Genomic DNA, 12,056 nt, shown 5'->3' with positions numbered 1-12,056 from the left:
TCCCTTTATTTAAAGGCTTTATATTTGAATTTCTGACCTCCGACGGAAGCTTCTGCCATCAATCCTCCTTTGGTATGAGTAAACACTGCAACTCCTTCTGAATATTTGGCATTCACCGATTCGCCTGATTTAACCGCAGTGGCGGTGGCTCCTGCGTCAAATTTGAACTTGTTCTTTTTAAATTCATCTACTTCATTCTGGGTTTCAAAAAAAATCACTTCGATAAGTGCCTCACCGCCCGCTTGCAATCCAACACTTACCTTGGTAAGTGAAGCCATACCCGTAGCGGTACCCTTTTCGTAAAGTACACCATTACCCGACGCACCACCTACGATGAAGGCGCCTTTTCCGACATTAGGGAAAATTACATACCCTGCAGCCTTTTCAAAGAATTTCTTCAGTCCCGGATCATCTTTGATCAGGGCTTCCTTGGCGCTTTTTGCGTCATTCATGATTTCTTTGTCCTTATCACTCTGCGCATATAACGGGAGACACAGAAAAAGCACGACTAACATCGATCCCAGGAATTTGAACTTGTTCATAATAATGAAATTTTAAGTTTGTTATACCTGATAAAGTTCGATAAATTAATTCTCTTAATGTGTTAATATTAAGTTATTTACGCTCTTGTTAAGATAGGGTGGTTAAAATCTTTTTGTCTGCTGTTGCACTGGAAAGTGACGAGTGGCGGCGTTGCGGGTCGTCGCTATTTAGGGCCGTTAGTATTAATGCTAAAGTGACCTGTGGAGGAAGTGTCCCGAGAAATCGGGAGCGGGCTCAGGATTTATGAGATAGTGGAAGGGGCTTTTAGTCCAAATAAAAATGAAGGGATATTAATACAAATGTTTATGAATGGAATTTAGTGTTTTGAGTTTTTCTTCAAACAGTAATGACATGGAATTGCAACTGAAGATGCTTGTTTTTGCAACATAGAAAACATTCGAAATTAAACATTTAAAATTAAGCCAGTAAACATTACCTTTGCGCCATAAATTTTTATCATGAGCGGTATTGTAGCCATTGTCGGGAGGCCTAATGTAGGTAAATCAACCCTTTTTAACCGGTTGATCAAGAGAAGAGAAGCCATTGTAGATGAGATCAGTGGTGTTACACGGGATCGTCATTACGGTAAATCTGACTGGAACGGAAAGGAGTTTTCCCTGATCGATACCGGAGGATATGTCGTGGGAAGCGATGATATCTTCGAGCAGGAAATCGATAAGCAGGTGGAACTTGCGATCGAAGAAGCCGATGTGATTGTTTTTGTGGTTGATGTGTCTACCGGGGTAACCGGTATGGATGTGGAAGTAGCTCAATTACTTCGCCAGGTCAATAAACCTGTATTCCTCGCAGTCAATAAAGTTGATAGTGCCGTACGTCAGGCTGATGCCGTTGAATTCTATTCGCTTGGTTTAGGTGAATATTACAATATATCTGGGATCAATGGTAGTGGAACGGGTGAACTACTCGACGCCATCGTTGATGTATTACCGGAGAACGTTGAAGAAGAGGAAGAGGAACTACCGAGATTTGCAGTGGTAGGACGTCCTAATGCAGGAAAATCTTCTTTTATAAATGCATTACTTGGAGAAGATCGCTATATCGTAACCGATATCGCCGGAACCACTCGTGATAGTGTGGATACGCGTTATAATCGTTTCGGATTCGAATTCAATCTTGTGGATACAGCAGGAATTCGCAGGAAGAGAAAGGTGAAGGAAGATCTGGAGTTCTATACGGTTATGCGTTCTGTACGCGCTATCGAATATTGTGATGTTTGTCTTCTTGTGATCGATGCCAATCGCGGTTTTGAAGGGCAGGATCTCAATATCTTCTGGTTGGCAGAAAGAAATAAGAAAGGAATTGTGATCCTTGTTAATAAGTGGGATCTGGTTGAAAAGGATACGGATTCTGTCAAAAAGTTTGAAACCTATATCAGAAAACAGATCGAGCCATTTACCGATGTGCCGATCGTGTTTATTTCTGCACTTACCAAACAGCGTATCTATAAGGCGATCGAGACCGCGGTTGAGGTTTATAAAAATAAAACCAAGCGTATCAGTACTTCGAAGTTAAATGAGGTGATGCTTCCGCTTATTGAAAAGAATCCGCCACCGGCGCACAAGGGTAAGTATGTAAAGATAAAATTCTGTACACAATTACCGACTCCAACTCCTCAATTCGCATTCTTTGCCAACCTGCCTCAATATGTGAGAGATCCGTATCGCAGGTATGTAGAAAATAAGCTTCGGCAGAATTTCGACTTTACAGGTGTCCCTGTTCAGGTGTATTTTAGAAAAAAATAAGAAAGTTTCTCACAAAGTTAACATTTTAGTTTGCGGGATAGCCCTTTTTTTGTCGTTATCGAATTGATATCGAAAAAGAAAGGGTTTGTGTTTTTTGCATAGGATTTAACATTTCTATTTAAGATTATCTTAACGTTTGTCCGTTAAACCTTTGCAAAATGAATCCGTCCAACCACAATTAAATGTTCATCAATGAAAAAACTTTACTTACTACTACTTGCCGTTTTTCTATCCGGTGTCTCCTATGCACAGGATTATATGATAACCGGCCGGGTTTCCGATGCGGATACCAAAGAAGCTCTTGAAGCCTCCACTGTTTATGTGGAAAGTATACAAGACTCCGTTATGGTCTCTTATACCATTACGGGAAAAGAAGGGATCTTCGAGCTGGAATTCCGAACAAGATTAAAAAGCATAAACCTATTCGTTACCTACAACGGGTATGAATCTGTAAAAAAAACAATCACCCTCGATCAACAAAAGTTCGATATGGGTGATATTCCGCTTTCGATTCAGGCTGAACAACTGGAAGGTGTCGATGTGGTAGCCGAACGCGTACCTATCGTGATCAAAAAAGATACGCTTGAGTTCAATGCGAATTCCTTTAAGACCAGGCCGGATGCCAACGTCGAGGATGTTTTGAAGAAACTTCCGGGGGTGGAAGTGGATCTTGATGGTAATATCAAAGTGAATGGAAAAGAAGTGAACCGGGTACTGGTGAACGGACAGGTTTTCTTTGACAGTGATCCTAAAGTTGCGACAAAGAATCTTCCGAAGGATATCATCGAAAAAATACAGATCACCGATACTAAGACTAAAGAACAGGAATTCAAAGGTCAGCAAGGAGACGGGGAAACCAAGACGATCAACCTGACCATCCGTAAGGATAAGAATAAAGGAATGTTCGGACGCTTTATGGCCGGATACGGTACTGATGACCGTTATCAGGCAAACGGACTCCTCAACTATTTTAAGGATACCAAACGTATCAGTATTTTGGGAAGTTCGAATAATATTAATTCACCGGGATTCTCTATGGATGAAGTCTTTGGGGCTGTTGGTGGTGGTCGCGGCCGTGGTGGAGTGAATATTGTAAGAGGCGGAAGTGGTTTCTCAATCAATGGAATTTCGTTCGGTGGCGGACAAGGTATAACGACTTCCTCAAGTTTAGGAGGTGATTTTGCAGTTTCCGAAAAAGATAAATATGAAATAAGCACCAATTATTTCTATTCGAATGGGGATTCTTTCAATGAACAAAGGACTTCCCGTGAAAATATACTCCCGGATGGTAGTTACTTCACCGATTCTGAAGGACGTTCTGAAGGACTTTCAAATTCACACCGGGGGGGTGCCAATCTGGAATTCGATATCGATAAGACCTTGCGCATCAATGTCAACCCGAACATGAGTGTGAGTAATACCAATACAACCAGTACGAACAGCACCATTTCAAGGGATGCAGACGGAAGTCTGATCAACTCGAATGAAACCAGTACGATCAGTGATGGGGAAGTGCGAAACTTCAGTAACCAGGTGGAGATCTTTAAAAGACTGGATACAATAGGTAAGGTGATCCGTGTTTCCTTTGCCAATGATAATAGTGAATCCCTGAATACTTCAAACCTTTTAACCGAAAGAAATATTTACGGGGATAATGCTACTTCTGAATCTCTGGATCAATTGACAGAGGTTAAGAATAATTCGGATTCCTATACTTTTGGAATCTCCTATGAGCATCCTATTACCAGTAAATTGAATATCGAAGCGCAATACGAATACGATTATTCTGAACAAAAAAATGAGCGTTCCGTTTACGATTTTAATGTGGCTACCGGAGATTATGATAGTTTTAATCAGACCTTGAGTTCAGATTTCGACTTCCGAAATATCCGCCAGAGTCCAAGTCTCGGATTGAACTACCGGTCTGAAAAGGTTTGGTTCAGCTTGTCGGGGATCTACCAGATGAACGATATTCGTAATGAGGACTTCCTTCAGCAAACTTCCTTTTCAAAGGATTATGAAAATATGCTTTTCAGACTGAGAGGGCGTTTCCAGTTCGGAAAGAACTTCAACTTGTTTACACGATATAACGCTTCCGTAGATGTGCCGTCGATCTCACAATTACAGCCGGTGCCAGATGTCAGTAATCCATTGAATATCGTGGTCGGTAATCCGGATCTGAATCCGACAGTGAACCATAATCTGAGTATGAACATCAATAACTTTGATTGGAGAAAAGGTACAGGGTTGTTCATGTATGTAAACTACAGTTATCAGCAAGACCAGGTGGTGGCGGTTACCACTACTGATGAGGACTTCCTGCGAACTACAGAGTATACCAATATTGACGGTAGTTACAGTTATAATGTGGGTGTTGGATATTCCAAGCAAATCAAACAGGACAGTACATTAAACATGAGTGTGCGTTTGGATCCGAATCTTACCTATTCGAAATCTCTGAGTTATAATAATGCCTCCCTACTGGAAGCTAAGACTTTTGCGCCGGGAGTGCGTTTATCAACAACCTTGAATTTCAGAGAGATGGTGGAAGTGGAGCCTCAGTATAATATCAGTTTCAATGAGACGAAGTATAATCTTGAAGCCTTTGATAATGTAAGTTTCATATCGCACACTGCCGGATTAAAGACGACGACCTATTGGCCGAAAAACATAATCTGGGGTAATGATATCAATTATACCTACAACGGTAATGTCGGAGAAGGATTTGATAAAGATGCGTTATTCTGGAATATGAGTCTCGGAGCGGAGCTCTTTAAGCAGAAGGTAAGTCTTAAGGTGATCGCCTATGACCTGCTCGATCAGAATATTAATACTACTCGTTCAACCGGAGTTGATTATATTCAGGATACTCAGGGTACGGTACTGCAACAATACTTCATGGTGACTCTTACCTATAAGTTCGATCAGTTCGGAGGTAAAGGCGCCCCCCAGGGAGGAATGCGACGAGGCTTCCGTATGAGAAGATTTTAAAAAAAATTGCCCTTCCTGACCGGAGGGCTTTTTTTTAGTGACACTGGTGACACTGGTGGTATTTGTGTCACTCTTACCGCTATTGTCACTTGTACTTTAGCGACCTTGTTTAAATCGGTGTATTAGGGTGGTTTTTGCTTCCTTTTGATACCAGTCGTTGATCGTTAGCTGCATATTGTCCACCGTGAACTCACCTATGGAAGTATTTCGGTGATTGTTCAGAAGTTGGATGAACGTATCCGTTTCTCTTAGGGGCTTTCGGAACCTCATAAAAGTTAAATGGGCAGTTCTGATCGTATATCTTCTATCAATCGACTCTTCCAGTTCACTAGCTCTGAAACGTTGTCTAAGCACATCTCTGAGCTTGTTTAAATGGCGATCCATCGGAAATCCCTGGATAACCAGTCCGGCGGGAGATGCAGTAATCCCTTTAAGATTGATTTTTATGGGTGGTATTCCTTCAAGGCATTCCTTCGTAAGTTCAATATAGGGGTCAGCCTGAAAATCCTGAGTATTGAATTCCGGGTAACAGGAGATGATGCTCATTATGGTGATATGCATATCTGATTCCGGGTAGAAATACTGATCGGGAAGCAGTGCTCTGAAATCTTCGATGATCCCGGAAATCTTATGACAAACCGCTTCAGGAGGACGTATCAATAAGGTCAGTCCGGTACGCCTGTCAGATGGGTCATCGATGAGTGGGTCGGTTTGAACTCCCTGGCCCTGAAAATGCTTTAGGGCATTAGCATACATTTCGTCATAATGCTGTTGCAGTGATACATCGGAATGGGTCATAGCAGCTATCTGTTGTTACCAGCCTCCGGATGCTCCTCCGCCGCCAAAGCCTCCTCCGCCAAAGCCGCCACCAAAACCACCGCCGCCAAAGCCGCCGCCAAAGCCTCCGCCGCCACCGAAACCGCCACCGCCACCGCGGTATCCACCACGGCCGAGGTTACTCAGTACGATGATATCCCAGAGATCGAGTCCGCCGCTTCGATTGCCTCGGTTTCCGCCGCCACCTCTGCGACTTCTGCTGAGAATGATCATGATGATGATGAAGATGATGATCATGACGATAAAGCTACCTCCCGGGGAATTGGAATTATCAGGGGGTCTTGTGCCTTCATATTCACCCTGCATTACTTGAAAAATAAGGTCGGCCCCGCGGTTGAGTCCGCCGTAATAATCATCATTTCTGAAATAGGGAATGATCCCGTTCTCAATGATCCGTTTGGACATGGCATCGGTAAGCAGGTGTTCGGTTCCGTAGCCGGTATTAATAGCGATCTTGCGATCATCCTTCGCGAGTAGGATGAGGATTCCATTGTCTTTGTCGGCCTGTCCGATACCCCATTCTTCTCCCCATTGTGCACCCACATAATTGATGTTGTCACCGTTGGTAGAGCTGATGATGGCTACGACGATCTGTGTGGATGTGGTGTCTGAATACCGTATCAGTTTTTGTTCCAGGCTGCTTTTCTGCGAAGCGCTAAGCAGGTTGATATAATCATAGACACTGGTTTGAAATTCCGGTTTTGCCGGAATATCGAATTGGGCCTGAAGGGTGAAAATTCCGGTCAGGAAGAACAGCAGTAATAATGGCAGTTTTGTTATGGTATTCGAAAGTTGTTTACTCATCCTTTTGAAATGTCATCGGGGAGTTCATTGATATCGTTTTTATCCCATGGGAAATAGTGCTGGAGCTGATCTCCGGCACTCAGAATTCCTGCGATGATGCCATCGCGGAATTTTCCATGCCTGAATTGTTCCTGCATCTTGTCTCGGGTCACATCCCAGAAATTGTCAGGTACGACCGCATCGATCCCTTTGTCTCCGCAGATCACAAATTTCTTAAGATCAACTGCAATATAGATCAGTACACCGTTACGGTCGATGGTATTATCCATCTTCAGAAAGTGAAAGATCTCAAGTGCATGTGTGTAGGGATCCTCGGTCGTGGTCCGTTCAATATGTACCCGGATTTCTCCTGAGGTGGTCAGTTCTGCCTTTCGGATCGCAGCGATGATAGCTTCCTCATCTTCTGCAGTAAGGAAATCTTCAACGTTGGACATGATTATTTAAAATCAAAGTTCACATCCGGAGCTTTCTCGGATCCCGGATCTGCTTCATAGCGAGTCATTTCATCAAAACCGAAGATGCCGGCCAATAGACTGTTCGGGAATATTTTGATATGCTTATTGTAAACATTGACACTTTCATTATACCGGTCTCTGGCAACATTGATCCTGTTTTCCGTTCCCTCCAGTTGTGATTGCAACTCCAGAAAATTTTGGTTGGCCTTGAGTTCCGGATAACGTTCAACGGAAACCAGTAATCTCGACAGGGCAGAAGATACTTCTCCTTGAGCCTGCTGGAACTGTGCTAACTGTTCCGGAGTGATGTTCGTTGGGTCAACCGTTACCTGAGTAGCCTTTGCGCGCGCTTCGATCACGTCGGTTAATGTTCCTCTTTCAAAATCTGCTGCTCCCTGAACGGTTTTCACCAGGTTGCCGATCAGATCATTTCTTCTTTGGTAGGCGCTCTCTACATTAGACCATGATGTCTTTGCATCTTCCTGAAGGTTAACGGCAGTATTATTGATACCTACGGCCCAACGATACAGGGCAAATACAATTATTACGATGATGATCACCGGAATTAGCCACTTTTTCATTGCGATTGATTTTAAGTTGATTGATATTCTAAAGTTGTTCCTTGATTTTTAAAAGCTCTGCTTTTATATGCTCCAATTTACGAATAATCTCGTAATTGGAAAGGGATTTATGGCGTGCTTCCCGTAAATGTGTTTTAGCACCCTCAAGCGTAAAACCCCGTTCTTTTACAAGGTGGTAGATGAATTCAAGGTTCTTTACATCTTCCTGACTGAAACGACGATCTCCTTTCGCGTTCTTTTTGGGTTGGATCTCTTCGAACTCCTTGTCCCAAAAGCGAATTAGTGAGGTGTTGACATTAAATGCCTTTGCCACTTCACCGATGCTGTAATAGCGTTTATCAGGCAGGTTTACTTGCATATTAATCAAGTGATTGATTTTCCTGATTAGCTGCTTTCAACAATGCTGAAAATTCTTCTGCTGACAAACTTCCGTAGTAGAAATTAAGCGGGTTGATCCTGTCTTTGTCTTTCCACACCTCATAGTGAAGGTGAGGCCCCTGAGACCTTCCGGTACTACCGACATATCCTATGATGTCGCCGCGTTTAACCTTTTGTCCCTTGCGTACCTTATACTTGCTGAGGTGTGCGTAGATGGTGATATATCCAAATCCATGATCGATTCTGATGTGTTCCCCGAAACCGGAAGCTCTGTTATCTGCTCTGAGTACGGTTCCGTCTCCGGTCGCATAAACAGGGGTTCCTCTTGGTGACGTAAAATCCATTCCATAGTGCATTTTACGAACCTTGGTAAAAGGATCCGAACGCCAGCCGTAACCGGAAGCCATTCGAGTCAGGTCCTGATTGCTCACGGGCTGAATAGCAGGGATGGAAGCCAGTAATTTTTCTTTTTCTTTAGCGAGTTCTGCGATCTCATCCAAAGATTTGGACTGAATAACCATACGCTTTTCAAGTTTTTCCAAACGTTTGGTCACATCGATGATGATATCTGAATTATTGAAGCCTTCCAGGTTCTTATATCGGTTGATCCCTCCGAATCCTGCATTTCGCTGTTCGTAAGGTATCGGGTCTGCTTCGAAATAGAGTCTGTAAATATTGTTGTCACGATCCTCGATATTGGCAAGCACTCCTTCCATCTGTAAAATCTGTTTCTTGAAAAGATCGATCTGCAATTCGTTATTTCGCAGCTCTCTCGCTTGTGAAAGTTCTTTAGGAGTGTTTAATAAACTAGTATTCAGTAAGAGTATAAGTCCCAGGGTTCCGAATAGGAATGCTGCTAACAGAAAAAGGGCGATATTAAAGATCTTTTTGCCTTTCTTGGGTTCGATCCTACGGTAGGAAAGCGTATCGGAATCGTAATAATATTTTACCTTCGCCATTAGTTTAAATGTTCTATTTTTGCCATTGGTAGCGCCTATAGGAATATAGGCTAACAAACAAATATAAAAATTGTTTTACAGACGTGGCAATTTTTTGAAAAAGTTAAGATTTTATGATGAAGTCAAAAGAGATCAGGGAGCAGTTTTTGAAGTTTTTTGAAGGCAAGGGACATACCATCGTACCCTCTGCCCCGATGGTGATAAAAGACGACCCCACACTTATGTTTACCAATGCGGGAATGAACCAGTTCAAGGAGTATTTTCTGGGGAATAAAACGGCAGCAAATACCAGGGTTTGTGATACTCAGAAGTGTTTGAGGGTTAGCGGAAAACATAACGATCTCGAAGAGGTGGGTAAGGATACATATCACCATACCATGTTTGAAATGCTGGGGAACTGGAGTTTCGGGGATTACTTTAAAAAAGAAGCGATCTCCTGGGCATGGGAACTTTTGACGGAAGTTTATAAGATCGATAAGGATATACTTTACGTAACTGTATTTGAAGGTGCCGAGTCTGACGGACTGGAGCTCGATCAGGAAGCTTACGATCTTTGGAAAGGAATCGTTCCTGAATCCCGTATTTTAATGGGAAATAAGAAAGATAATTTCTGGGAGATGGGAGATCAGGGGCCATGCGGACCTTGCTCTGAGATCCATGTCGATCTTCGGTCTGAAGAAGAGAAAGCTGTTGTACCTGGTGCTGCACTGGTGAATATGGATCATCCCCTGGTGGTCGAGATATGGAATCTGGTATTTATGGAATTCAACCGTAAGGCTGACGGTTCTCTTGAAAAACTTCCGCAGCAACACGTAGATACCGGAATGGGCTTTGAACGACTTTGTATGGTGTTACAAAATGTAAAGAGCAACTATGATACCGACGTCTTTACACCATTGATCCGGGAGATCGAAACGATCACCAATTCAAAATACGGGATCAAAGAGGAAAGCGACATTGCGATCCGGGTTATAGCAGATCACATTCGTGCCGTTGCCTTCGCAATTGCAGACGGACAATTGCCTTCGAATACCGGAGCCGGTTATGTGATCCGAAGAATTCTCAGAAGAGCGATTCGCTACGGATTTACTTTCTTAAATCAGAACGAGCCTTTTATTTATAAACTGGTTGATACGCTAAGCGAACAGCTGAAGGCGAATTTTCCGGAAATCGGAACACAGAAGAATCTCGTGGTCAATGTGGTGAAGGAAGAAGAACACAGCTTTCTGAAAACCCTTGAGCAGGGATTGGTGCTTTTAGAGAATATCATCGGAAATACCACAGGTAAAACCGTAAGCGGAAGCAGTGCTTTTGAACTCTATGATACTTATGGGTTCCCGATCGACCTGACTGCACTGATTCTAAGTGAAAGAGGGTTTGACCTTGATATAAAAGGGTTCGAAAAAGAACTTCAGAAACAAAAAGAACGTTCCAGAGCTGCGACCAAGATCGAAACCGGAGACTGGGTGGAAGTCTATGCCGATATGACAGAAGAATTCGTCGGGTATGATACCCTTGAAGCTCGTGTTAAGATCACTAAATATCGAAAAGTTGAAACCAAGAAAGACGGGGAGATGTACCAATTGGTGTTCAATCTGACTCCTTTCTACCCGGAAGGTGGAGGACAAGTAGGTGATAAGGGATATCTTGAGGCAGACAATGGAGATGTTACCTACATACTGGATACCAAAAGAGAAAATAACCAGATAATTCACTTTGCCAAAACACTACCGCAGGAAGTGGAGGCTTCTTATAAAGCGGTAGTTGATGCCAGTCAACGTCTTCGTACCGCATCGAATCATACTGCAACACACCTCCTTCATCAGGCATTGCGCAGTGTGCTTGGAGAACATGTGGAGCAAAAAGGAAGTATGGTGCATAGTAAGAACCTGCGCTTTGACTTTTCACATTTCAGCCGCTTGTCTGACGAGGAGATCAGTCAGGTTGAAGATTTCGTAAATGCGCGTATCCGTGAGCAATTACCCTTACAGGAAAACCGTGCAATACCTTATCAGCAGGCGATCGAAGAGGGGGCAATTGCATTGTTCGGTGAAAAATACGGCGATGCGGTAAGAACCATCCGTTTTGGAGAAAGTATGGAGCTTTGTGGAGGTACGCATGTATCCAATACCGGGGCTATCTGGCATTTTATCATCACTTCCGAAAGCGCAGTGGCTGCAGGAATACGCAGAATAGAAGCGATCACCGGCGATGCGGCTGTAGGGTACTTCACGCAACAGACCGAGGCTTTGAATGAAGTGAAGGCATTATTGAAGAACCCAAAGGATCCGGCTAAGTCAGTTCAGGGGCTTCAGGAAGAGAATGCTGCGTTGAAGAAGCAAATAGAATCGTTGCTTAAGGACAAAGCCAAAAACCTGAAATCTGATCTTAAAGCTGCTGTCGAGCATATCAATGGAGTTAATTTCCTGGCACGTGCGATCGATCTTGACCAGGGGGCCATCAAAGATCTCGCCTTTGAGATGGGGAATGAACTTGATGATTTGTTCCTTTTATTCGCAACGGAACAGGATGGGAAAGCGATGCTGACCTGTTATATTTCCAAAGATCTCGCTCAGCAGAAAGCACTAAATGCGGGACAGGTTGTTCGTGAACTTGGGAAACTGATCCAGGGAGGTGGTGGAGGACAACCATTCTTTGCTACGGCTGGCGGAAAGAATCCGGCAGGGATTCCTGCTGCTATTGAAAAAGCGAAAGAGCTTGTTCAATAAGCATTGCTCATGGGAT

General features: G+C 43.3%; 10 protein-coding genes. 3 read left to right on the top strand and 7 right to left on the bottom strand.

Translation table 11 applies throughout. The annotated features are described in order from the left end of the window. Window positions 1-5: 5 nt before the first annotated feature. Complete coding sequence (locus DMZ48_RS10420) at window positions 6-542, bottom strand: lipid-binding SYLF domain-containing protein (RefSeq protein ID WP_143955089.1); 537 nt, start codon at window positions 540-542, stop codon at window positions 6-8. A gap of 459 nt (window positions 543-1,001) precedes the next feature. On the opposite strand from DMZ48_RS10420, the gene der reads away from it, so the two are divergent. Beyond that, on the top strand, window positions 1,002-2,306 hold the full coding sequence (gene der, locus DMZ48_RS10415) for a ribosome biogenesis GTPase Der (protein ID WP_143955088.1): 1,305 nt from the start codon (window positions 1,002-1,004) through the stop codon (window positions 2,304-2,306). Between the two features lie 192 nt (window positions 2,307-2,498). Beyond that, complete coding sequence (locus DMZ48_RS10410) at window positions 2,499-5,297, top strand: outer membrane beta-barrel protein (protein ID WP_143955087.1); 2,799 nt, start codon at window positions 2,499-2,501, stop codon at window positions 5,295-5,297. A 96-nt stretch (window positions 5,298-5,393) separates the two neighbouring features. Here DMZ48_RS10410 and DMZ48_RS10405 read toward each other — a convergent pair whose 3' ends face one another. Genes DMZ48_RS10405 through DMZ48_RS10380 form a run of 6 tightly spaced genes read right to left on the bottom strand, consistent with a single transcriptional unit; the run spans window position 5,394 to window position 9,311 of the window. Continuing rightward, window positions 5,394-6,095: a 2'-5' RNA ligase family protein gene (locus DMZ48_RS10405; protein ID WP_143955086.1), complete on the bottom strand. Its 702-nt coding sequence runs from the start codon at window positions 6,093-6,095 to the stop codon at window positions 5,394-5,396. A gap of 15 nt (window positions 6,096-6,110) precedes the next feature. Beyond that, on the bottom strand, window positions 6,111-6,938 hold the full coding sequence (locus DMZ48_RS10400; RefSeq protein WP_143955085.1) for a TPM domain-containing protein: 828 nt from the start codon (window positions 6,936-6,938) through the stop codon (window positions 6,111-6,113). Further along, complete coding sequence (locus DMZ48_RS10395) at window positions 6,935-7,372, bottom strand: TPM domain-containing protein (RefSeq protein WP_143955084.1); 438 nt, start codon at window positions 7,370-7,372, stop codon at window positions 6,935-6,937. The genes DMZ48_RS10400 and DMZ48_RS10395 overlap by 4 nt, the downstream gene beginning before the upstream one ends. A gap of 2 nt (window positions 7,373-7,374) precedes the next feature. Beyond that, window positions 7,375-7,974, bottom strand: coding sequence for a LemA family protein (locus DMZ48_RS10390; RefSeq protein ID WP_143955083.1), 600 nt, complete (start codon window positions 7,972-7,974; stop codon window positions 7,375-7,377). A gap of 28 nt (window positions 7,975-8,002) precedes the next feature. Then, window positions 8,003-8,332 carry a MerR family transcriptional regulator gene (locus tag DMZ48_RS10385; protein ID WP_143955082.1) on the bottom strand — a complete coding sequence of 110 codons (330 nt, stop codon included), beginning with the start codon at window positions 8,330-8,332 and terminating at the stop codon, window positions 8,003-8,005. Between the two features lies 1 nt (window position 8,333). Then, the gene (locus DMZ48_RS10380) at window positions 8,334-9,311 is read right to left on the bottom strand and encodes a M23 family metallopeptidase (RefSeq protein WP_143955081.1); all 978 of its coding nucleotides are present in this window, start codon (window positions 9,309-9,311) and stop codon (window positions 8,334-8,336) included. Between the two features lie 116 nt (window positions 9,312-9,427). Between DMZ48_RS10380 and alaS the strand changes: the two genes are divergently transcribed. Next, window positions 9,428-12,040 (top strand): alanine--tRNA ligase, encoded by a 2,613-nt coding sequence (gene alaS, locus DMZ48_RS10375; protein WP_143955304.1) that lies wholly within the window; start codon window positions 9,428-9,430, stop codon window positions 12,038-12,040. The last annotated feature ends 16 nt before the right edge of the window (window positions 12,041-12,056 follow it).

Origin of the sequence: Robertkochia solimangrovi, assembly GCF_007279655.1 — a bacterium.
In the GTDB taxonomy this organism is placed as follows: Bacteria; Bacteroidota; Bacteroidia; order Flavobacteriales; family Flavobacteriaceae; genus Robertkochia; species Robertkochia solimangrovi.
The sequence above is the reverse complement of the archived record's forward strand: the minus strand, read 5'-3'. Positions and strand labels throughout refer to the sequence as shown.